Raw genomic sequence first — 22,947 nt, forward strand, 5'->3', positions numbered from 1 at the left:
CCCGGCACCGTGAGGTGGCCGGGGTTTTCTGCTGGTGGGCGTCTCTGCATGCGGTGCGGAACGCGCCGGTGACGGTGACGGCGTGCTCCGTATGGCAGGAGTCTCTCCTGCCTCCTGCTTATTCCTGCAGGGTGAGGAGCACGTCGAGGGCGCGGCGCACGGCGTGGAGCATGCCGTCCTGGGGGGGCTCGATCTGTTCGGCCAGGGTGTCGACGGCGGCGGCTCCGTGGGACTTGAGGTGGGCGATGGCGGCAGCGGCATCGCGCGGGTTGGCGTAGCCCTTGCTCTGCAGCAGGACGTCTCCGCGGGCGTTGGTCATCTTGAAGTAGAAGAGGCCGTCCTTTTCGCGGTACTGCTTGAAGACCGGGGGGGCCTCGGGGGCAGCAGACGGATCGGCCACCGGGACCGGGGCGGACTGGTGCAGTGCGGAGAGGCTGCGCAGGCCGGCTGCGGCGCGCAGCTCGCGCAGATAGGGAGCCGATTCCTCGCGGGCGCGGGTGGCGCCGGCCTGCAGGATGTCCTCGACCTGGGCCGGATGGGCCAGCAGGTCGGCGTAGCGTGCGCGCATGGGGGCGATTTCGCGGTCGATGCGCTCGAAGAGGGCGTGCTTGGCCTCGCCCCAGGCGATGCCCTGGGCATAGGCGTCGGCGAAGGCGGCGGTTTCTTCGGGGGTGGCAAAGGCGCGGTAGATCTGGAACAGGGCTGAGTCCTCGGTGTCCTTGGGTTCACCCGGAGCACGCGAGTCGGTCACGATGGAGAGGATGCGTCGGCGCAGCTCTTCCTGGGGCACGAACAGCGGGATGGTGTTGTCGTAGCTCTTGCTCATCTTGCGGCCATCGAGGCCGGGGAGCACGGAGACCTGTTCGTCGACCTGGGCCTCGGGCAGAACGAGAAGGTCCTTGCCGTAGAGGTGGTTGAAGCTGGCTGCGATGTCGCGCGCCATTTCGAGATGCTGGATCTGGTCGCGGCCGACCGGGACCTTCTGGGCCTTGAACATGAGGATGTCGGCGGCCATGAGCACGGGGTACATGAACAGGCCGGCGGTGACGCCGTCATCGGCATCCTGACCGGCTTCGGTGTTGCGGTCGACGGCGGCCTTGTAGGCGTGGGCGCGGTTGAGCAGACCCTTGCCGGTGACGCAGGTGAGCAGCCAGTTGAGCTCGGGGATTTCGTGGATGTCGCTCTGGCGGTAGAAGGTGACGCGTTCGGGATCCAGGCCCGAGGCGAGCCAGGTGGCAGCGATTTCGAGGGTGGAGCGTTGCACGCGCACCGGGTCGCTGCACTTGATGAGGGCGTGGTAGTCGGCCAGGAAATAGTAGCTGCGCACATCGGAGCGCAGGCTGGCCTGCACGGCTGGGCGGATGGCACCGACGTAGTTGCCCAGGTGGGGGGTGCCGGTGGTGTTGATGCCGGTGAGATAGCGGATCATGGAGTGCGGGAGATACGGAAGGTGGGGTCGACAGGGTCGACAAGCCCCGATTATCTCCCGCCCGCTCCGCTTGCGCAGGCCTGCGGGTGAGGGGCCTACTTGAGCCGCGTGATGAGGCTGGATGTGTCCCAGCGGTTTCCGCCGGCGGCCTGTACGTCGGCATAGAACTGGTCGACCAGGGCGGTGACGGGCAGGCGGGCGGCATTGTGGCGTGCCTCGTCGAGCACGAGGCCGAGGTCCTTGCGCATCCAGTCCACGGCAAAGCCGAAGTCGAAGCGGCCCTCGACCATGGTCTGGCCACGGTTGTCGAGCTGCCAGCTCTGGGCGGCTCCCTGTCCGATGGCCGAGAGCACGAGGGCCATGTCGAGGCCGGCCTTCTGGCCGAAGGCGATGGCCTCGGCCAGGCCCTGCACCAGTCCGGCGATGCAGATCTGGTTGACCATCTTGGCGAGCTGGCCGGTGCCGGTGCCGCCCATGAGGGTGCAGGCCCTGGCATAGGCGCCGAGCACGGGCACGACCTGATCGAAGGTGGCCTGCTCCGCGCCGCACAGCACGGTGAGCTGGCCGTTTTCGGCTCCGGCCTGTCCCCCGGAGACGGGGGCATCCATGAAGTGGAGCCGCTCTTCGCGTGCAGCCGCGTCGAGCTCGCGGGCGACGCGGGCCGAGGCGGTGGTGTGGTCGACGAACACGGCGCCGGCGTCCATGCCGGCAAAGGCGCCGTCAGGGCCGAGCACCACGCTGCGCAGGTCGTCGTCGTTGCCCACACAGCAGCAGACGATGCGGGCGCCGCTGGCCGCCTCGCGCGGGGTGGGGGCGTGCCGGCCGCCGAATTCCGCGCTCCATGCCTGGGCCTTGGCTGCGGTGCGGTTGTAGACCGTGACGCGGTGACCGGCGCGGGCAAGGTGGCCCGCCATGGGGTAGCCCATGACGCCCAGCCCGATGAAGGCAACGTCGGTGGGAGGGATGGGAATGTAGTCGCGGGCGGCAATGCGGGACATGATGGCGGAACCTCGGACAGGGAAAAGACTGCAGAAAAGGGGAGTGGCTGCAGCCATGGTAACGAAAAACCCCGGCCATGGCCGGGGTGAGCGAGGGGATGTGCCGAAGGGCGGGTCAGCCGAGGGCTGCGTACATGGCCGTGGCGTTGTTGAGCACGGTGAGGATGTTTTCGCTCGTGCTGAACACTTCCTGGTAGTGGCGGGGGTTGGGGCCGTCCTTCATGCTGTCGATGGCAGCGTTGAAGAACAGCCACTGCGTGGCGGCCATCTGCAGCTCGCGCTTGATGCGCGGGGTGGCCTGCGGGGCGTTGCGCAGGGTGTCAAAGGCCTTGAGGTACTCGTTGCGGGCCAGGCTGATCTCGTTCTGGGCCTGGGCGGCACCGATCTTGGCCATGGAGGCGTAATACAGCATGGCCATGCGCTGGGACAGCATCCGCTCGCGGCCGGAGATGTTCACCAGGCGGCCGATGGGCGAGGTGGACGTGCCTTCGAGCAGCTGGGTGGCGCGCTGGGCGGCAGCCAGGACGGGAGCCGACAGGGAGACGACCTTGGCGCCTCCATTGATGGAAGGCGCTGCGCTGGTGAGTGCAGCCCGGTAGGGAACCCATGCCGCAGCCATCTGCTGCACGGCCTGGGCAAAGGCCGGGGTGGCGGCCGTGGTGCGCAGCTCGGCCAGACTCTGGTCGAACAGCTGCACCGACTGTGTCAGGACCGCACGGGGTTTGGCGGCGGGCACGCCCAGCGCCAGGGCCAGATAGGCCTTGGCACAGCGCTGCGACAGCATCCGCTGGCGGCCGGATTTGTTGATGGCGTCACTGAGGGCGCTGGCGGTGGACCAGCCGGGTACGCTGAAGGCAGTCAGCGCAAGGCCCAAGGTGAATGTGCGTCGTTGAAAAGTCATGGATATTCTCGCTCCCTGTCGTCGGATATTGACTCATCCAATAGCGGATTGATTATGCCGGCGAAAAAAGCAGAAAGGGAATATATGGCCCTTCGAAGATTATTAATTAATGTTTAATTAATAATCTTCGAAGGAAGGCGACTCCAGACTTGTTGAAAATTTATTTATTAAATCTGCATGTCCGTGTATTCATATCGTGCGATATGGGCATCAGGGATGCCGGGGCTGTGCACAGAGAATGTGCTCAGGCCCCGAGTGCCTGCCGGAGCGCCTCCAGCGTGCGCTGGTGGGCCAGGGTGGCGGCTGCGGCATCGTAGTGGTCGCCGCGCGGGCGGGCGAAGGCGTGGTGCATGCCGGGATAGTCGTAGAGGGTGACCTGGGGATTGCCTGCGGTGGCGGCGTGCAGGGTCTGCTGTTCGGCAGGGGTGCTGAATTCGTCCTGTGCGGCCAGATGCAGCACGAGGCGGCCGTGCATCTGCGGCAGCTCGTCGAGCGCGCTGGAGATGCCGACGCCGTAGTACCCGACGGAGACGGCGGCATCGGTGCGGCAGGCAGCGAGATAGGCCATCTTGCCGCCGAGGCAGTAGCCCACCACGCCGACCTGCGGGTGGCCGGCGCATTCCGGCAGGGCGCGAACCTGCTGCAGGGTGGCGGCGATGTCCTGGGCCCCGACGTCCTGGTCGAAGTTCTGCATGAAGGCCATGGCGCGTTCCCAGTCCTCGGGGGTGTAGCCGAGCTCGACATCTGGTTCGAGGCGCCAGAAGAGGTCGGGTACCACGGCCACGTATCCGTCGCGCGCGAACTGGTCAGCCAGTGCGCGCATGGCGGCGTTCACGCCGAAGATTTCCTGGCAGAGGACCACGGCGGGACCCCGTCCGCTGGGCGGGGTGGCGAGGTAGCCATGAAAGGTGCCGGTGCCATCGGGGGACTGGATGTCGATGATGCGTGTCATGAAAGGCTCCTGGAAAAGGGAAGTGCAGAGGGCGCGGCGGGCGGAGAGGGCGCCGGCGGGTCAACTCAGGACACTATAGAGAGTTTTGACGGCCATACGCAAATGTTGGCTGCCTGAAGCGGGCAGAACCTTGAGCCAGCGCAGACGGCGGCAGCGATGGGGCTGGCAGAAAATGATGACAGCGCATGACCGGCACGGTGCGCGCAGGGGTGGGGAACTTTATGATGGCGGCGGATTCCAACCCCGCGCGTGGCGGGTGTCGATGGATGCCCGGATGGCGCTCCGGGGCCGCACTTCGTGCGGAAGGGGCGCGAGCTGCGATTTTTCAGAAAGCGTTTCATGGCCGAGACTGTCGCCGCAAGGCGTTTTTCCCGCTTCTCGATGGCTGCCGTGGTGGCAGCGCTGTCCCTGGCCGCCGGCGGGGGCTGGTGGTGGATGCACCGGGCTGCTGCCTCGGGAGCCGAAGGAGCGGCGTCGGCCGCGTCCGGGGGCAAGGGGGGCGGCCGCAGTGGGGCCGTGGCGGTGGGCGTGGCGCCCGTGGTGCGTGGCGATGCGCCCCAGCAGCTCTCGGCGCTGGGCACGGTGACGGCCAGCAACAGTGCGGTGGTGCGTGCGCAGATCACGGGGCCGCTGCAGCAGGTGCTGTTCCACGAGGGGGACTGGGTGCGCAAGGGGCAGGTGCTGGCGGTGATCGATCCGAGGCCGCAGCAGGCTGCGCTCATGCAGGCCGAGGGGCAGCTGCAGCGCGACCAGGCCCTGCTGGCCAATGCGCGCAATGATCTGCGGCGCTACCGCGAGCTGCAGGCGCTCAATGCGATTGCCACGCAGCAGGTGGATACGCAGGCGTCGCTGGTGCGGCAGTACGAGGGCACGGTGCGACTCGATCAGGGAGCGGTGGCGACGGCGCGCGTGAACCTGTCGTACACGCGCGTGGTGGCACCGGCGACCGGTCGGGCCGGGCTGCGGCAGGTGGATCCGGGCAACATGGTGACGCCGTCGGACACGAACGGGCTGGTGACGCTCACGCAGACGCAGCCCATTCATGTGCTGTTTGCCCTGCCGGAGGCGGACGTGGAGCGGCTGCAGCAGGCGCGGGGGGCCCATCCGGGGCTCCGGGCGGAGGCATGGAGCCGCGACAACACCCAGCGGCTGGCCGAGGGCACGCTGCTGGCGGTGGACAACCAGATCAACACCAGCACGGGGACGCTGAGTCTCAAGGCGCGGTTCGACAACGCGGGCAACCAGCTGTTTCCCAACCAGTTCGTCAATGTGCGGCTCGATCTGGGCGCGATTCCACAGGCGGTGATGGTGCCGACGGCGGCGATCCAGATGGGCAAGGTGGGGAGCTATGTGTACCGGGTCAATGCCGATGGCACGGTGAGTGTCCAGGCAGTGACGACCGGGCCGGTATCGGGCACGAATACCGTGATCGCCCAGGGGCTGCAGCCGGGACAGCTGGTGGTGGTCGATGGGCATGACAAGCTGCGAGATGGGGCCCGCATTCAGCGGGTGGACCGTTCGGCGCAGCGGGCGGCGGCGTTCTCGGGGGCTGGACGTGCCGGGCATGGCGGCGGCCATCGCGGGAGCGCAGCTTCGGCGCCGGGGGGCGGAGCCTCGGCTTCAGGGGCGGCGGCTGCCGGAACCGCGCCGGGGGCCTCGGCTGCCCGCCGGGCTGCGAGCCACTGACCGGGGCCGTGCCGGCGTGTGGCTCCTTTCTCCCTTTTTCTGCAGCTGCATGTTCAGACTGCTTCTGACTGACCCGCGCGAGGCTGCGGCATGAATCCTTCCCGCCATTTCATTCTCCGGCCGGTGGCCACGACGCTGCTGATGCTGGCCATTGTGCTCAGCGGGCTGGTGGCCTGGCGCCTGCTGCCGATTTCGGCCCTGCCGGAGGTGGACTATCCCACCATCCAGGTGGTGACGCTGTATCCGGGGGCGAGCCCCGATGTGATGGGGTCGTCGGTCACGGCGCCGCTGGAGCGGCAGTTCGGGCAGATGCCGGGGCTCACGCAGATGACGTCGAGCAGCTCGGGGGGATCGTCGGTGATCACGCTGCAGTTCGGGCTCGATCTCTCGCTCGATGTGGCCGAGCAGGAGGTGCAGGCGGCGATCAATGCGGCCAATACCCTGCTGCCGAGCGATCTGCCGAATCCGCCGATCTACAACAAGGTCAATCCGGCCGATACGCCCATCATCAGCATTGCGGTGACTTCCTCCACGCTGCCGCTCACGCAGCTGCAGGATCTGGCCGATACGCGGCTGGCGCAGAAGCTCTCGCAGGTGTCGGGGGTGGGGCTGGTGAGCATTGCGGGCGGGCAGCGGCCGGCGGTGCGGGTGCAGGCCAGTCCGCAGGCGCTGGCGGCGCGCGGGCTCACGCTGGCCGATGTGCGCACGGCGGTGGCGGCGGCCAACGTGAATGCGCCCAAGGGGAGTTTTGACGGGGCGTTCCAGGCGTCGACCATCGACGCCAACGACCAGCTCCGTTCGGCTGCCGACTACCGGGGGCTGATTGTGGGGAGTGCGTCCACCACGTCCACCGCCACGACGAGCGGCAGCAGCACCGCCGGCACCACCACCAGCAGCACGGCGACACAGGCGGTGGGGGCCACGGCCGGGTCGGGCGGGAGCGTGACGCGGCTCTCCGATGTGGCGCGGGTGATCGACGGGGCCGAGAACGTGCGGCTCGGGGCCTGGGCGGGGCAGCAGCCGGCCATCATTCTCAACGTGCAGCGGCAGCCCGGGGCGAACGTGATCGAGGTGACGGACCGCATCAAGGCGCTGCTGCCGCAGCTGCAGGCCACGCTGCCGGGGGCGGTGCAGGTGCGCGTGCTCAGCGACCGCACCCAGACCATCCGCGCTTCGGTGGAGGACACCGAGTTCGAGCTGCTGCTGTCGATCGTGCTGGTGGTGGGGGTGATCTTCGTGTTCCTGCGCAGTGTGGCGGCGACGGTGATTCCGGCGGTGGCGGTGCCGCTGTCGCTGGTGGGCACGCTGGGGGTGATGTATCTGGCGGGCTTCTCGATCAACAACCTCACGCTCATGGCGCTCACCATTGCCACGGGGTTCGTGGTCGATGACGCGATCGTGATGATCGAGAACATTGCCCGCTACATCGAGGCGGGAGAGACGCCGCTGCAGGCCGCGCTCAAGGGGGCGGGGCAGATCGGTTTCACGATCATCTCGCTCACGGTGTCGCTCATTGCGGTGCTGATTCCGCTGCTGTTCATGGGCGATGTGGTGGGGCGGCTGTTCCGCGAGTTTGCCATCACGCTGTCGGTGACGATTCTGGTGTCGGCGGTGGTGTCGCTCACGCTCACGCCGATGATGTGCGCGCGCCTGCTGCGGCATGTGCCGGCCGAGCGGCAGAGCCGCTTCTACCATGCGGCCGGGAACCTGTTCGACCGGCTGGCTGCCGGCTACGGGCGGCTGCTGGAAGTGGTGCTGCGCCATCAGCCGCTCACGCTGCTGGTGGCGGTGGGCACCATGGTGCTCACGGTGGTGCTGTATGCGGTGGTGCCCAAGGGGTTCTTTCCGCTGCAGGACACGGGCGTGCTGCAGGGGGTGACGGAGGCGCCGGGAGCGGTGTCCTACGGGGCCATGGCCACGCTGCAGGAGCGGCTCGCCGGCCGGGTGATGGAAGATCCGGCCGTGCAGGGGGTGACGTCCTTTGTAGGGGTGGACGGCACCAACGCCACGCTCAATGCGGGGCGGCTGCAGATCATGCTCAGGCCCAAGGGCGAGCGCGACGACATCCGTACCGTCATGGCGCGGCTGCAGCGCATGGCGGCCGACATGCCGGACGCGCCCGCGCTGTACCTGCAGCCGGTGCAGGATCTGACCATCGACACCTCGGTGGGGCGCACGCAGTACCAGTTCACGCTGCAGAGTCCCCAGGCGGCCGAGCTGTCGCAGTGGGTGCCGCAGCTGGTGGCGCGCCTGCGCCGGCTGCCGGAGCTGGCCGATGTGACGAGCGACATGGCCGACGATGGGCAGCAGGCCTATGTGCGGATCAACCGCGATGCGGCCTCGCGGCTCGGCATCACCACGGCGGCCATCGACAATGCGCTCTACGACGCCTTTGGCCAGCGGCTGATCTCGACCATCTTCACCCAGACCAACCAGTACCGCGTGGTGCTGGAGGCCGACCCGGCGCTGCACGGGGGGCTGCCCTCGCTCAAGGGCATCTATGTGGCCAGCGGCAGCGGCACGCCCGTGACGCTCGATGCGGTGGCGACGATCGAGCCGCGCCGCGCACCGCTGGCGCTGCACCATCTGGGGCAGTTTCCGGTGGCGACCGTGTCCTTCAACCTGGCGCACGGGGCTTCGCTGGGCGGGGCGGTGCGCGCCATTGAATCGGCCGAGTCGGCCATCGGCATGCCGGTGGGCATCGACACGCGGTTCCAGGGGGCGGCCATGGCCTTCCAGGCCTCGCTCACGAGCACGCTGTGGCTGATTCTGGCTGCGGTGGTGACGGTGTACATCGTGCTCGGGGTGCTGTACGAGAGCTATGTGCACCCGATCACGATTCTCTCGACGCTGCCGTCGGCGGGCATCGGGGCGCTGCTGGCGCTGCTCATGGCGGGCGATGACCTGAGCGTGATTGCCATCATCGGCATCATTCTGCTCATCGGCATCGTCAAGAAGAACGCGATCATGATGGTGGACTTTGCTCTGGAGGCCGAGCGCGAGCAGGGCCTCGCGCCCGAGGCGGCCATCACCCAGGCATGCCTGCTGCGCCTGCGCCCGATTCTGATGACCACGCTGGCGGCGCTGCTCGGGGCTCTGCCGCTGCTGCTGGGCTCGGGCATGGGCAGCGAGCTGCGCAACCCGCTGGGCGTGACCATGGTGGGGGGACTGCTGATGAGCCAGCTGCTCACGCTCTTTACCACGCCCGTGATCTACCTGTGGTTCGACCGGCTCGGTGCGCGGCTGCGCCGCTGGCGCGAACGCCGCAGGGCGGCGGCAGGAGGGGTGACTGGGGCTGGTGTCGGTGCGGACGCAGCGGCTGCGGGTGCGTCTTCCGGCACGGCGCCGGGCGGAGCGGCCGGGCGGGGAGAGGGCTGATGCTGTCCGAGACTTTCATCCGCCGGCCGGTGGCGACCGTGCTGCTCACGCTGGCGGTGGTGCTGGCGGGGGTGGTGGCGTTCCGGCTGCTGCCGGTAGCGCCGCTGCCGCAGGTGGATTTTCCTACCATCCAGGTGCGGGCGAGCCTGCCGGGGGCGAGCCCCGAGACCATGGCGGCCACGGTGGCCACGCCGCTGGAGCGGGCGCTGGGGCGCATTGCCGGGGTGAGCGAGATCACCTCCACCAGCACGCTGGGCAGCTCCAGCGTCACGCTGCAGTTCGACCTGAGCCGCGACATCAACGGCGCGGCGCGCGATGTGCAGGCGGCCATCAACGCGGCGCGGGGCCTGCTGCCCACGGGCATGCCGGGCAACCCGACCTACCGCAAGGCCAATCCGGCCGATGCGCCGATCATGATCATCGGACTCACGTCGCGGTCGCTCACGCCGGGGCAGATGTACGACGCGGCCGACACCATCATCGGGCAGAAGCTGCTGCAGATCGAGGGCATCGGCGATGTGACCGTGGGCGGGGGGGCACAGCCGGCGGTGCGGGTCGAGACCAACCCGCTGCAGCTTTCGCGCTACGGCATCAGCCTGGAGTCGGTGCGCACGACCATTGCGGGCACCAACGCGAACCGGCCCAAGGGCGTGGTGCAGGGGGGCGACCGCCTGTGGCAGGTGCAGGCCAACGACCAGGCCACGCATGCGGCCGACTATCTGCCACTCATCGTGGGCTACAGCAAGGGCGGGGCCGTGCGGCTCTCCGACGTGGCGGCGGTGCGCGACGGGGTGGTGGATCTGCGCAACGCGGGGCTGGTCAACGGCGAGCCGGGCGTGATGCTGATTCTGTTCCGGCAGCCGGGGGCCAACATCATCGCGACCATCGAGCGGGTCAAGGCCGCGCTGCCACGGCTGCAGGCCGAGATTCCGGCCGCGATCCACATGCAGGTGGTCATGGACCGCAGTCCCACCATCCGGGCCGCGCTCAGCGACGTGGAGCGTTCGCTCCTGATCTCGGTGGGGCTGGTGATTCTGGTGGTCTACCTGTTCCTGCGCAACGGGCGGGCCACGGCCATTCCGGCGATTGCGGTGCCGGTGTCGCTCATCGGCACCTTTGCCGTGATGTATCTGGCCGGCTTCTCGCTCAACAACCTGAGCCTCATGGCGCTGACGATTGCCACGGGCTTCGTGGTGGATGACGCCATCGTGGTGCTGGAGAACATCGCGCGGCATCTGGAGCAGGGGGAGCAGCCCTTCGAGGCGGCCATTGCCGGGGTGCGCGAGGTGGGGTTCACGGTGCTGTCGATGAGCGTGTCGCTGATTGCGGTGTTCACGCCCATTCTGCTCATGGGGGGCATCGTGGGGCGGCTGTTCCACGAGTTTGCGGTCACGCTCTCCACGGCCATTCTGGTGTCGCTGGCGGTGTCGCTCACCACCACGCCCATGCTGTGCGCGCGCTGGCTGCGGCCCCGTGCGGCGGCTGGAGAGCCGCCCCCGCGCGAGAATCTGCTGCTGCGCTGGAGCGGCCGCGCGCTCGACGCCATGCAGCGCGGCTACCGCCGTTCGCTGGGCTGGGCGCTGGGGCACGGGGCGTTCATGCTGGGGCTGCTGGCTGCCACCATCGTGTTCACCGGCTATCTGTACGTGGTGGTGCCCAAGGGCTTCTTTCCGCAGCAGGACACGGGGCGCCTGATGGGCACGCTCAAGGCGGACCAGAACATCTCCTTTCAGGCCATGCGCGGCAAGCTGCAGAGCGTGATGGCCCAGGTGCGCACCGATCCGGCGGTGGACACGGTGGTGGGTTTCACTGGCGGGGGCAACCGCAACGAGGCCCGCATGTTCGTGGGGCTCAAGCCGCTGGCCGAGCGCCGCGTCAATGCCGACGAGGTGATCGCGCGGCTGCGGCGCAAGCTCGCGCACGAGCCCGGGGCACAGCTCTTTCTGCAGTCGGTGCAGGACATCCGCATGGGCGGGCGTCCGGCCAATGCCCAGTACCAGTACACCCTGCAGGGCGACAGTCTGGAGGAGCTGCGCGACTGGACGCCGCGCGTGCAGCATGCGCTCGAATCGGTGCCCATGCTCAAGGATCTCAGTTCCGACCAGGATGCGCGCGGCCTGCAGACCACGCTGGTGTTCGACCACGACAGCATGGCGCGGCTGGGCGTGACCCAGCAGCAGGCCGACAGCATCCTGTACGACGCCTTCGGGCAGCGGCAGGTCTCGACCATCTACAACGCGCTCAACCAGTACCACGTGGTGCTGGAGGTGGCGCCGGAGTTCTGGCAGAGCCCGCAGGCGCTGGAGAACATCTACTTCACCAGCCGCACCGGCCAGCCGCTGCCGCTGTCGGCCATTGCCCGCTGGCAGCCCGACAACACCGCGCTCTCCGTCAGCCACCAGAGCCAGTTCGCGGCGAGCACCCTGTCGTTCAACCTGCCGCAGGGCGTGTCGCTGTCGCAGGCCACGGCAGCGGTGGACCGCGCGGTGGCGGCGGTGGGGCTGCCGAGCGCGATCCACGGCAGTTTCCAGGGGACGGCCAAGTCGTTCCAGAGCTCGCTCGACAGCCAGCCGATGCTCATTCTCGCGGCGCTGGTGGCCGTGTACATCGTGCTGGGCATGCTCTACGAGAGCTGGGTGCATCCGCTCACCATTCTGTCCACGCTGCCTTCGGCCGGGGTGGGGGCGCTGCTGGCGCTCATGGCCTTCGGCAGCCAGTTCGACGTGATCGCGCTCATCGGGGTGCTGCTGCTCATCGGCATCGTCAAGAAGAACGCCATCATGATGGTGGATTTCGCCATCACGGCCGAACGCGAGCGCCAGCTCGATCCGCGCGAGGCCATCCAGGAAGCATGCCTGCTGCGGTTCCGCCCCATCATGATGACCACCTCCGCTGCGCTGCTGGGGGCGCTGCCGCTGGCACTCGGACGCGGGGACGGGGCCGAGATGCGCCAGCCGCTCGGCATCGCCATTGTGGGCGGGCTGCTCCTGAGCCAGCTGCTCACGCTCTACACCACCCCGATCGTTTATCTCCATCTCGACCGGCTGCGGCTGGCGGTGCGGGCTCGCCTCGCCCGCCGCCGCGCGGGTCCTGCCGCCGAAGAGGCCTCCTCCCATGCGTCCGTCTGAGTCTGATCCGTTTTTCCGTTGTTCCCGGCTGCGTCCCGGGGCCCTGACGGCGCTGGGCGTGGCCCTGGCGGCTGCACTGGCCGGCTGTGCCGTGGGGCCCGACTACCACCGGCCCGATGCCCCCCTGTCCGACCATTACCGGGAAGAGGTGCCCGCGCCTGCGGCTGCCGCATCGGCCCGGGCGCTGACCGATGCCGGCATCTGGGTGCCGGCCACTCCGGCCGATACGGCCCCGCGCGGTGAGTGGTGGCGCGTGTTCGGAGATGCCACGCTCGACCGGCTCGAGCAGCAGCTCCTGCAGGGCAACCAGACACTCGCCGAGTACGAGGCGCAGTACCGGGCCGCGCAGGCGCTGCTGCAGCAGGCCCAGGGAGGGCTGTGGCCCACGCTCGGGCTGTCGGGCTCGGCCGCGCGCAGCCACAGCACGCCCGGCGGAGCTACCGCCAGCGTCTATGCCACCGGCCTGAGCGCAAGCTGGGAGCCGGACCTGTGGGGCAGCGTGCGCCGCAGCATCGAGAGCCAGCGTGGCAAGGTGCAGGCCAGCGCGGCCCAGCTGGCCGGGGCACGCCTGAGCCTGCAGGCTCAGCTGGCCACCGCCTATCTGCAGCTTGTGGTCACCGACCGCCAGCTCGCGCAGCTCCGCCAGAGCGTGGACACGCTGCAGGCCATGCTCACCTTCACGCGCCACCAGCTCAAGGCCGGCGTGGTGGCCCCGGACACCGTGGCGCAGGCCGAGGCCCAGGTGCGGTCGCAGCAGGCCCAATGGGTCGCCAGACAGCTCACCCGCGCCCAGCTGGAGCATGCCATTGCGGCCACGCTGGGGGTGCCGCCGGCCGGGTTTGCGCTGCCGGCCGCGCATGCCCCCCTCACCCTGCCGTACATTCCGCCGGGGCTGCCGTCCACGCTGCTGCAGCGCCGGCCGGACATTGCCGCAGCCGAGCGGACCATGGCGGCTGCCAATGCGCAGATCGGGGTGGCCGAGGCGGCGTACTTTCCTTCGCTCACGCTCAGCGGCAGCAGTGGCTTCAGCGGATCGGCCCTGTCGGGGCTGCTCTCGGCGCCGCAGCATGTGTGGTCGCTGGGGGCGGCGCTGGCGGCTTCGCTGATCGACGGCGGCCAGCGCCGGGCGGCCGTGGCCAATGCCGGTGCGACCTACGACGCGAGCGTGGCCGCATATCGCCAGACCGTGCTGTCGGCCCTGCAGGGCGTCGAAGACAATCTCGCCGCCCAGCGCCTCCTCACCGAGGAGGAACAGCAGCAGGCCGCCGCCGTGGCCGCTGCGCGGCAGGCCGAAACCGTGATCCAGCACCAGTACCGCTACGGCATGGTGAGCTATCTGGCCGTGCTCACGGCGCAGAACACCCGGCTCACGGCAGAGAACACCCTCTGGAGCGTGCGCAACAGCCAGTACACCGCTGCCGTGGCCCTCATTGCGGCGCTGGGCGGGGGCTGGGGGCCCCTCGCACCGCAGGCAGAATCGGCCGCCGCGCAGGCTGCAGGTACCGCAGGCGTACCCGCTGCCGCCGCGTCTGGTGCGGCGACGATGCACGGGGCCTGATCGGGGAGGTCAGAACCGACATGGCTGCCAGGGGCAGAGCGTGGCGAGGCCATGCCCGTCCGTCCGCTGCGCCGCATCAGTCGACCTTCACAGCCTCCATGCCTTCTGACGGGGCGGGGCCGTGAGTCAGCGCAACCCGAGCGAGGCGGCAAAGCGGTCCACGGCCTCAGTGTAGGGGCCGGGCAGCCCCAGCAGGGCGTTGATGTCGCGGTGCGACAGCGGCTGCGGCAGCACCTCGGTCCGCACGCCACGGGTCTGGGCAGCTTCTGCCATGCGGCGTGCGTCGCGGCAGGGAGCATCGGGCCGCACGGTCGAGCACACCAGCAGCATCGGAGACGCTCCGGGGGCGAGCCGGTCGGCGGGGGACAGAGTCTGCCAGTCCCGGGGATCGGCGCCGAAGACCCGGTCATAGAAACGCCAGTGGCGCTGCGCCATCACGGCGGGCAGATCGAGCGCAGCACTGTCGAGCAGCACCGTGCCGCGCCAGCGGCGCACTCCCATGGCCCGGAACGCCGAGGGCTGGGCCGCGAGCAGCGCCGCCAGATGCGCACCGGCCGAATGCCCCATGAGCAGCACCCGGTCCGGGTCGGCTCCCCAGCCCGCCGCTCCACGCTGGGCCCGTGCCAGGGCAGCGGCCACGTCCTGCAGCTGGTCGGCCACCGTCACCCGGGGCACCAGCCGGTAGCCGACCGACACCACCACCCAGCCGCGTTCCGCCACCCAGTGCGTGAGCTTGGCAGGCAGGCGGGCAGCACGTACCCGGTCGCCGGCCATCCAGGCTCCGCCATGCACGAACACCAGCATCGGCGCCCGGCCGGGATGGGGGTGGGCGGGCAGGTACACATCGATGCGCTGGCGGGCATCGGGGCCATAGGGCACATCGGGCAGGCGGCGCACACCGGCCGGCAGGGCCGATGCGGAGCCGGGCAGGGCGTCCTGCTCGTCGAGGCCCGAGGCCCATGCTCCCTGTGCCTGCACGGACGTGCCGCAGCAGGTGGCGCCCAGACCCAGCGCCAGCAGCAGGGCGGCCGAAGCCGGGCGGAATCGGAATGCGGCAGATGGCATGGCAGGTGCTCCCGGTGGAAAAAGGTCAGCGATGCGGCGCCGGGCCGGGTGGGCCGAACAGCACGGCCCAGCGGCTGCGTCCGGCGGGCGGATACCGCAGGTCGCGCAGCAGGCGCCCCCATTCGCGGAACGCAATGATGAGCGGATTGTGGCTCACGAGCGGATCGGTCAGCCCGAATCGGGGCACCACGTCCGGCCGCCGCGCCACAAAGCTGCCGAAGATCCGATCGAACACGATCAGCACCCCGCCATAGTTGCAGTCCAGGTATTCCGGGTTGCAGGCGTGGTGCACCGCATGGTGCGTCGGGGTGTTGAACACCCATTCGAGCGGGCCCAGCGACGGAATCCAGGGCGCGTGCAGCCAGAACTGGTAGAGCAGGTTGGCTGCCACCATGCCGAACACCGCCCACGGCGCAAACCCCAGCCACAGCAGCGGCGCAAAAAACAGTCCCGATCCCGTGAGCTTGCCCGTCCACCCCAGCCGCAGCGCCGCCGCCAGCGTGAGCGTGGGAGACGAGTGATGCACCGCATGCGTCGCCCAGAACCACCGCACCCGGTGTGCCGTGCGGTGGTAGACGTAGTAGCACAGCTCCTCGCCCAGCAGCAGGGCGATCCAGGCCCCGGGCCCCGCCATCGACCAGGTGTGCACCCGGTGCGCCCAGGCCCACAGCAGCACCGGCGTCGCCAGCGACAGCCCCAGCGCATCCACGCTGCGGCGCGCCACCAGATCGGCCAGCGAGGCGGCCGAGGCGCGCCAGTCATAGCCCGGCCCCCGTCCGTGCCGATGCCGTACCGTCAGCACCACGCCCTCCAGCATGGCAGCCACCAGCACCGTGGCCAGCAGGGCAGCCAGCCAGAGCCGCGCATGGGGCGGCATCGCTTCGGCAGGCAGGGGGCCATGCAGCAGCCACAGGAACATGACGGGCTCCTCAGGGTGCCAGACCCATGCCGCCAGCAGCCTTGCCGCCCCGGCGCCGGGCCATTTGCTGTGCGGCGTAGGCCTCGATGTCCTGCAGGCTCACGCTGCCCGCGTGCGCCGTGTCGATGGCTTCGAAGTGGCTCGCCACCCAGGGCATGTGCCCCTCGGCCTCCTGCCGGGTGAGGCGCCCGTCGTGGTTGGCGTCTGCGGCGGCAAAGCGTTTCTGCAGGGCACCCTGCAGGCGCGCGATGCGTGCATCCGACGGCGCTCCCGCCGTGGCTGGCGCGGCCGGAGGTGTCTGGGCCTCGGCCAGCAGCGCCGTGGCCCCAAGGGCCAGCGCCACACCGGCCCGCATCAGCCGGCTCCGCGTCGAAGAGAGAAATATCGGTGTCGTGAACGGCATGACAGCTCCTTGAAAAAACAAGCGGGTTCCCATCTGCCCCGCCTCACCGGCAGGCCGTCACGGCGCCCGAGGCGTCGTAGCAGGTGGCGCTGTGCGTCAGCCCGGTGCTGTTGCTGTACGAGGTGCTGCTGTTCACCGTCTTGCCCGTCACGGCATTGGTGGCGTTGGTGGTGCGGCTCTGAGAGACCGTGCCGTCCGCATTGCGCGTGGCACTGCCCGAGCTCTGCACCGTGCTGCCCTGGGCGCTCGTCGCACTCAGGCCGCTGCGGTGGGTGACCGAGCCATCTGCCCCCACCGTGGTGGTGCCGGCCCGTGCGCCATAGCCCCCCTGGGCTCCGTGCACCGCCATGCCGCTCACGGCCGTGGCGCCCCCCGCGCCATTGGTGGTGACGCTGCGGCCCCGCACCATCGAGCCGCGCGCTCCGCTGTAGCCCGACACCGTGCCCGCTGTCACACCGCCCTGCGCATTGGGGCGGGCATAGCGCAGCCGCGCGGCCTCTGCCTGACTGGCCGCCAGGGCCAGCACCATGATGACTCCCATCGGGATTGCACGACGCATCGACATGATCAACTCCTTGAGGCGGCCAACCCGCCGCCCAGCCTGACGTGATGAACGGAGCCGCCGCCTCCTGTCGTGGCCCATCGCCCGGCAGGAACCGCCGCTCCACCGGAACGCAGAGCTCCTGATGGAGGCTCCCTCGGTTCGCACCCTCACTGTCGCAGCCAGATGTGAGCAGCGCGTGAGCGCCACCCCCTGCTTCATGAGCGGACGTGACGGCAGGCCCCCGCTGTCACGGTTTGTCATCATCCGGGCGCCGTCCGTGCCGGAGGGCAGGGCGCCTGTGGCGAGCCCGCCGCTATCATGGCGCCATGAACGACGCCCTGGCCCGCATCCTGATCGCCGACGACGAGGCGGATCTCCGCGCGCTCCTGCAGCGCTACCTGGGAGACCACGGCTGTGCCGTGCGCACCGTCGCCGGCGCGGCCGACGTCGACCGCCTGCTCGCCCGCGAACGCTTCGACGTGCTCGTGCTCGACGTGATGATGCCGGGTGAGGACGGCCTGTCCATCTGCCGCCGCCTGCGCGCCCAGGGCGAAACCATCCCCATCCTCATGCTCACCGCACGGGGCGATCCGCTCGACCGCATCATCGGCCTCGAAATGGGCGCCGACGACTATCTGCCCAAGCCCTTCGAGCCGCGCGAGCTCCTCGCCCGCATCCAGGCCCTGGTGCGCCGCCAGCGCCTGCTCGGGGCCTACGAAGGGGCCGCCCCCGCGCAGGGCACCCTCACCTTCGGGCGCTACACCCTCGATCTCGATGCCCGCCGCCTGCTGCGCCACACCCCCGCGGGCGACCCCCAGGACATTCCCCTCACCAGCGCCGAATATGCCCTCCTGCGCACACTGGCGCAGCACCCCCGCCGTGCACTCGGGCGCGACCGCCTGATGGCTCTGGCGCGCGGGCCCGAACACGCCGCCACCGACCGCAGTATCGACGTGCAGATCATGCGCCTGCGCAAGCTCATCGAAGCCGATCCCGCCCGTCCGCAGCACATCCGCACCATCTGGGGGGCGGGCTACATGTTCGTGCCCGACGGCGCCGATGCGCCGGATGTCCGCGCATGAGTCTCCTGCCCCGCACCCTGCTGGGCCGCAACCTGCTGCTCATCGTGGCCCTCGTCGTGCTCGGGCAGATCGTGGGCGGACTGCTCGTGCGCGAGCTGCTGTTCAAGCCGCGGCTCGACCAGGTCGCTGCGGGGCTGGCGCACACCGTCGACGGTCTGCGCAGCGGTCTGGTGGGCCTGCCTCCCCAGGAGCGTGCCGCCTTTGTCGCCCGGTTCAATGCCCAGCAGCCTCCGGTATCCGTGCCTGGGGCCTCGCGCGAGACAGACCCCTCCTGGACCGAGCTCGCCCCGCTGGAGCGGCTCATGGTGCGTGCCGTCTCCCGGCATCTTGCCGTGCAGGGGGCAGACGTCATCTGGCGGCGCGAGGCGGGCGGCACGCTGGCGCTGCGCATCCCGCTCGACGGCGTCGACTACTGGGTCATGCTGCCGGGCGTGCTGCCGGTGCAGACCTTCACGGGCGCCTGGCTGTCCGCCTCCCTGGCCGGTGCCCTGCTGGCGCTCATCGGGGCCCTGCTCATCCAGCGGCACCTGCATCGCCCCCTGACCGACCTGACCCGCGCCGCGCGGCAGGTGGCGCAGGGGCATGATCCTGCCGCCCTGCCGGTGCAGGGCCCGCGCGAAATCGCCACCCTGGCCGCCAGCTTCAACCACATGGCCCGCAGCCTGCGACAGGCCGATCGGCAGCGCGCCCTCATGCTGGCAGGCATCTCCCACGACCTGCGCACCCCGCTCACCAAGCTGCGCCTCGGCATCGAAATCCTGCGCGAGCCCGCAGGCCCCGAGCTGGCCGCCCGCATGGAGCGCAGCATCGCCGAAATGGATGCCATCGTCGGCCAGTTCCTCGACTTTGCCCGCGCCGACGAAGACGAGCCCCTCACCTCCGTGGCCATCGACGCCCTGGCGCGCGAGGTGGCCCACACCTGCACCACCCAGGGCCAGCTCGTGCAGGTAGAGGAATGCCCCCTGTCGCACCCCAGCCTCCAGGCCCGCCTCCGGCTGCTGCGGCGTGCCGTCGTCAATCTGCTCGAAAACGTCTGGTGCCACGGCCAGCCACCCGTCATCCTGCGCACCGGTGGGGACGCCACCTGCTGCTGGATCGAGGTGGAAGACCACGGCCCCGGCATTGCGCCGGCCGATGCCCACCGGCTGCGGCAGCCCTTCGTGCGGGGCGAACCCGCGCGCGGCGGCGCTGCGCCCAAGGGAGCGGGGCTGGGACTGTCCATCGTGGAACGTGCCGCCCGTGTGCATGGCGGCACGCTCGACCTGCTGCAGGCTCCCGCCGGCACGGGCCTGCGGGCACGTCTGTCCCTGCCGCGGCAGGAGCCCTTGCCGTCGCCCCCGGCTCCGGTTCTTACTCCCGGCCGAAGCGGGCCAGCGTCACCCCCCGCGGCCTGAGCGGCTGCACCGCGTGGCCGATGGCGGCGATGTGGTCGGGCGTGGTGCCGCAGCATCCGCCCACGATGTTCACAAGCCCTTCCTCGGCAAACTCGTGAATCAGGCGGCTCGTCACATCGGGCGTTTCGTCAAACCCCGTCTCGCTCATGGGGTTGGGCAGGCCCGCATTGGGGTAGCAGCTCACGAACGTGTCGCCCGCCACCCGGTTGAGCTCCTGAATATAGGGGCGCATCAGCGCTGCTCCCAGCGCGCAGTTCAGCCCGATCGCCAGCGGCTGCACATGCCGCACGCTGTACCAGAACGCGCTCACCGTCTGCCCGCTCAGAATGCGTCCCGAGGCATCCGTCACCGTCCCGCTGATCATGATGGGCAGGTTCTCGCCGCTTTCCGCAAAATACTGTTCGATCGCGAACAGCGCTGCCTTGGCATTGAGCGTGTCGAAGATCGTCTCCACCAGCAGCAGATCCACCCCGCCCTCCACCAGCGCTTCCACCTGCTCGTGGTAGGACGCGCGCAGCGTCTCGAAATCCACGTTGCGTGCCCCCGGATCGTTCACATCCGGGCTGATGCTCGCTGTGCGCGGCGTGGGGCCCAGCGCCCCGGCCACAAAGCGCGGCTTCTCCGGCGTGCTGTAGCGGTCGGCCGCCTCGCGGGCCACCCGCGCCGACGCCAGATTCATCTCGCGTGCCAGCTCGGCCATGCCGTAGTCCTCCTGCGCGATCCGTGTCGCCCCGAAGGTGTTCGTCTCGATGATGTCTGCCCCAGCCGCCAGATACCCCTCATGGATCTGCCGGATCACATCGGGCCGTGTCACGCTCAGCAGCTCGTTGTTGCCCTTCACGTCGCGCGGAAAATCGCGGAACCGCGCATATGCCGCCGCATCCGGTCCCCCCTCGCCCCGGTACTGCGCCTCCGTGAGCCGGAAGCGCTGCACCATCGTCCCCATCGCCCCGTCGAGCACGGCAATGCGCTGGCGCAGGATGTCGGGAAGGGCTTGGGCACGGGTATAGGTAGGCAGAGTCATGCCCCGATTGTAAAAGCCCCTCCCATCTCCTGCCCCCGGTAGGGGCGGGCACAGGGCAGCACCACGCTGTTCAGAATTTCCCCATGCGGTCTGAAACGCCACGCATCGCTGAGCAGTGGGTAACCCCTTTCGGGATGGGGCCGCACACGTCCTTCCATGTGGCGCAATGAGTGCTGAGCATTCGCTAACCTCATGATTATGAAAGATTAATTTCCTTCTTGTGCAGGTGTTCATGTGCGCTCCGAGCACGCGATGTGTCTGCAGAACGCCACAGTGCATCACATCCCCTTACAGGCAACTTACTTAATTTTTACTACATGAAACACAAAAAATTAATGTTCATACATGTTTCGTTCGTGATACGGGTATCCTAGGCAATGAGCGAATGCCTAAAAAAGAAGCAAATTCGACGCATCTTCTGGAGAGGTTCTGAGGACCCATCGAGGAGTACGGGAAAGGCGGTTGTGATGCCCGTTGCGTTGAATTTGTCACGCTTGCGCTCTCTCTCCGCATGAAGAAGGGTCTGGTCGTCATGCGTTGTGTTAAGATGTGCAGGAAAGTAAACCTGCGTTACAACTTCCCGAGGATTCTCCGCTATGAACAAGATTTACCGCACCGTCTACAACGAATCGACCGGCACCTGGATAGCCGTGTCTGAGCTGGGCAAGGGACACATGCCGGCATCCGGCAGTGGCGTGTCGGCGCGCGGCGCGTCATGGGTTCTGCGCCCGCTGGTCATGGCCATGGGCATGCTGTTTGGGGGGCTGGGAAGTGCTTACGCCCAACAAATTGCTTACTGTACGGATAGTTCGGGATCCATTTCCGGCATGAACTATAACACTGTGGGAGCGACAAATGGTAATGAGACTGTCTGTGGAGCGAATGCGATGGTTGCGGGGGATCAAAGTGCCGCATATGGAACCAGTTCTGCGGCCACAGGCGATCAATCCACGGCGGTAGGAGCCAATGCCATGGCGCGTGGCAACAGCAGTATTGCGATCGGTGGAGATGATGTTGATGAGATCACGGGCGCGACCTATACCGCGGTGATTAACGGTACATCTTTGACGGGCACAGGCGCTGCCCTGTTTACCCAATTGACGGGTAGTACGGCGATTGCGCCGGGGATCTACTATGCCTCTACTGCGGGAGATGCATCTATTGCCTTGGGGGCTCAGGCGCGAGCTGGTGCTGTCAATAATACTTCTTATGGGAATGGTTCTTATTTGAATACAGGGGTATTCGATATTTCCATAGGAACGCAGTCATATTCTTCTGGATTTTCTTCTACGGCAATTGGAACGGGAGCTACAGCGAACGGTGATGCATCCACTGCATTGGGTCCGAACGCCCGGGCTACTGCACCGGCCAGCATGGCCTATGGCGCGTCGGCAAATGCATCTGCGGCCAATACGGTAGCCATCGGCAACTTCTCTGTGGGCGCTGGTATCGGCGCAGTGGCCCTGGGCGATCACGCCAATGCCAGTGGGGGACTGTCCCTTGCCATGGGCGGATACTCCATCGCCAGCGGGGCCAATGCCATTGCCATCGGCAACAAGGCGCAGGCCACGGGGGCCAATGCCATTGCCATCGGCACGGGCAATGTCGTGACCGGGCAGAATTCCGGCGCCATCGGCGACCCCACCACCATCAGGGGTACTGGCACATATACGCTCGGCAACGACAACGGCACGGTTCAGTCGAACAATTCCGGCATCTTCGGCAACAACAACACGGCCAGCACCGTGGGGGCGGACAACATCCGCATCGTCGGCAATGGCAACACCGTGCAGTCGGCCAATGCCATGGTCATGGGCAACAACGTCACCGTGGCCTCTGGGCTCGACGGTGCAGTGGTGCTCGGCAATAATTCCACGGTGTCTGCATCGACTCCCACCAGTTCCGCCACAGTCGGTGGCGTCACCTATGGCACCTTTGCCGGCAGCACGCCTGCCACGGGAGGGGTAGTGAGCGTGGGCAGTGCGGCTGCTCCCCGCCAGATTCAGAACGTGGCTGCGGGCCGTATCACTGCCACCAGCACCGATGCCATCAACGGCAGTCAGCTCTATGCCACCGATGTGGCCGTGGGCAATCTGGCCAACAGCACGGCCTCGGCCTTGGGCGGTGGTGCATCTGTCAGCTCTACTGGCGCAATCACTGCGCCGAGCTACACCATAGTGACCAATCCCGCCACCGGAGCCACCGGCACCTACAGCAACGTGGGAGCGGCGCTGAGCGCGGTCAGCACGGCGGCCTCGCTGCCGCTCACCTTCACGGGCAACAGCGGCACCACAGCCCAGAAACTCGGTAGCACCCTGTCGGTCAAGGGAGGAGCGAGCACGGCGGGCACCTACAGCGATGCGAACATCAAGACCGTAGTGAGCGCCAACGCCATCGACATCCAGATGTCGACCACCCCTGTGTTCACCAGCGAAACCCTGGGAAGCGCCAACACCGTCACCCTCACCACCACCACTGGAAGTGGA

Annotated in this window: 16 protein-coding genes; 7 read left to right on the forward strand and 9 right to left on the reverse strand. The window is 68.4% G+C overall.

Translation table 11 applies throughout. The features are described 5' to 3' along the window. Window positions 1-118: 118 nt before the first annotated feature. The 4 genes from ACP2WS_RS08575 to ACP2WS_RS08590 all read right to left on the reverse strand — a co-directional run bounded on the left by ACP2WS_RS08575 (window position 119) and on the right by ACP2WS_RS08590 (window position 4,280). Window positions 119-1,429 (reverse strand): tryptophan--tRNA ligase, encoded by a 1,311-nt coding sequence (locus tag ACP2WS_RS08575; protein WP_426460396.1) that lies wholly within the window; start codon window positions 1,427-1,429, stop codon window positions 119-121. 95 nt (window positions 1,430-1,524) lie between these two features. Beyond that, window positions 1,525-2,427, reverse strand: a complete 903-nt coding sequence (locus ACP2WS_RS08580) for an NAD(P)-dependent oxidoreductase (protein WP_426460397.1) — start codon at window positions 2,425-2,427, stop codon at window positions 1,525-1,527. 115 nt (window positions 2,428-2,542) lie between these two features. Then, a complete protein-coding gene (locus ACP2WS_RS08585) occupies window positions 2,543-3,328 on the reverse strand; it encodes a type IV pili methyl-accepting chemotaxis transducer N-terminal domain-containing protein (RefSeq protein WP_426460398.1) in 786 nt (261 codons plus the stop codon). A gap of 244 nt (window positions 3,329-3,572) precedes the next feature. Continuing rightward, window positions 3,573-4,280, reverse strand: a complete 708-nt coding sequence (locus ACP2WS_RS08590) for a dienelactone hydrolase family protein (protein ID WP_374493979.1) — start codon at window positions 4,278-4,280, stop codon at window positions 3,573-3,575. Between the two features lie 339 nt (window positions 4,281-4,619). On the opposite strand from ACP2WS_RS08590, the gene ACP2WS_RS08595 reads away from it, so the two are divergent. The 4 genes from ACP2WS_RS08595 to ACP2WS_RS08610 all read left to right on the forward strand — a co-directional run bounded on the left by ACP2WS_RS08595 (window position 4,620) and on the right by ACP2WS_RS08610 (window position 14,030). After that, window positions 4,620-5,966, forward strand: coding sequence for an MdtA/MuxA family multidrug efflux RND transporter periplasmic adaptor subunit (locus ACP2WS_RS08595; RefSeq protein ID WP_426460401.1), 1,347 nt, complete (start codon window positions 4,620-4,622; stop codon window positions 5,964-5,966). 90 nt (window positions 5,967-6,056) lie between these two features. Then, window positions 6,057-9,344 (forward strand): MdtB/MuxB family multidrug efflux RND transporter permease subunit, encoded by a 3,288-nt coding sequence (locus tag ACP2WS_RS08600; RefSeq protein WP_426460402.1) that lies wholly within the window; start codon window positions 6,057-6,059, stop codon window positions 9,342-9,344. Then, window positions 9,341-12,472: a multidrug efflux RND transporter permease subunit gene (locus tag ACP2WS_RS08605; RefSeq protein WP_426460417.1), complete on the forward strand. Its 3,132-nt coding sequence runs from the start codon at window positions 9,341-9,343 to the stop codon at window positions 12,470-12,472. The genes ACP2WS_RS08600 and ACP2WS_RS08605 overlap by 4 nt, the downstream gene beginning before the upstream one ends. Further along, window positions 12,459-14,030, forward strand: a complete 1,572-nt coding sequence (locus ACP2WS_RS08610) for an efflux transporter outer membrane subunit (protein WP_426460403.1) — start codon at window positions 12,459-12,461, stop codon at window positions 14,028-14,030. The genes ACP2WS_RS08605 and ACP2WS_RS08610 overlap by 14 nt, the downstream gene beginning before the upstream one ends. 126 nt (window positions 14,031-14,156) lie before the next feature. Here the strand turns inward: ACP2WS_RS08610 and ACP2WS_RS08615 are convergent, their stop codons facing one another. Genes ACP2WS_RS08615 through ACP2WS_RS08630 form a run of 4 tightly spaced genes read right to left on the reverse strand, consistent with a single transcriptional unit; the run spans window position 14,157 to window position 16,982 of the window. Next, entirely contained in the window at window positions 14,157-15,095 is a 939-nt protein-coding gene (locus tag ACP2WS_RS08615; protein ID WP_426460405.1) for an alpha/beta hydrolase, read from the reverse strand. A 25-nt stretch (window positions 15,096-15,120) separates the two neighbouring features. Beyond that, window positions 15,121-16,014 carry a sterol desaturase family protein gene (locus ACP2WS_RS08620; protein ID WP_426460406.1) on the reverse strand — a complete coding sequence of 298 codons (894 nt, stop codon included), beginning with the start codon at window positions 16,012-16,014 and terminating at the stop codon, window positions 15,121-15,123. A 10-nt stretch (window positions 16,015-16,024) separates the two neighbouring features. Beyond that, window positions 16,025-16,417, reverse strand: coding sequence for an EF-hand domain-containing protein (locus tag ACP2WS_RS08625; protein WP_426460407.1), 393 nt, complete (start codon window positions 16,415-16,417; stop codon window positions 16,025-16,027). 43 nt (window positions 16,418-16,460) lie between these two features. After that, window positions 16,461-16,982: a hypothetical protein gene (locus tag ACP2WS_RS08630; protein WP_426460408.1), complete on the reverse strand. Its 522-nt coding sequence runs from the start codon at window positions 16,980-16,982 to the stop codon at window positions 16,461-16,463. A gap of 305 nt (window positions 16,983-17,287) precedes the next feature. Here ACP2WS_RS08630 and ACP2WS_RS08635 point away from each other — a divergent pair, with 305 nt between their 5' ends. Both ACP2WS_RS08635 and ACP2WS_RS08640 read left to right on the forward strand, forming a co-directional pair. Continuing rightward, window positions 17,288-18,043 carry a response regulator gene (locus tag ACP2WS_RS08635; RefSeq protein ID WP_426460409.1) on the forward strand — a complete coding sequence of 252 codons (756 nt, stop codon included), beginning with the start codon at window positions 17,288-17,290 and terminating at the stop codon, window positions 18,041-18,043. After that, window positions 18,040-19,437 carry an ATP-binding protein gene (locus tag ACP2WS_RS08640; RefSeq protein WP_426460410.1) on the forward strand — a complete coding sequence of 466 codons (1,398 nt, stop codon included), beginning with the start codon at window positions 18,040-18,042 and terminating at the stop codon, window positions 19,435-19,437. Before ACP2WS_RS08635 ends, ACP2WS_RS08640 begins: the two co-directional genes overlap by 4 nt. Here the strand turns inward: ACP2WS_RS08640 and ACP2WS_RS08645 are convergent. Further along, window positions 19,394-20,461: a homocysteine S-methyltransferase family protein gene (locus tag ACP2WS_RS08645; RefSeq protein ID WP_374494001.1), complete on the reverse strand. Its 1,068-nt coding sequence runs from the start codon at window positions 20,459-20,461 to the stop codon at window positions 19,394-19,396. The two genes, ACP2WS_RS08640 and ACP2WS_RS08645, sit on opposite strands and share 44 nt — an antisense overlap. 596 nt (window positions 20,462-21,057) lie before the next feature. Between ACP2WS_RS08645 and ACP2WS_RS08650 the strand changes: the two genes are divergently transcribed. Beyond that, on the forward strand, window positions 21,058-22,947 hold a 1,890-nt coding region (locus tag ACP2WS_RS08650; RefSeq protein WP_426460411.1), incomplete at its 3' end, for an ESPR-type extended signal peptide-containing protein.

Source organism: Brachymonas moutaii (nom. illeg.) (assembly GCF_049977365.1).
In the GTDB taxonomy this organism is placed as follows: Bacteria; Pseudomonadota; Gammaproteobacteria; order Burkholderiales; family Burkholderiaceae_C; genus Brachymonas.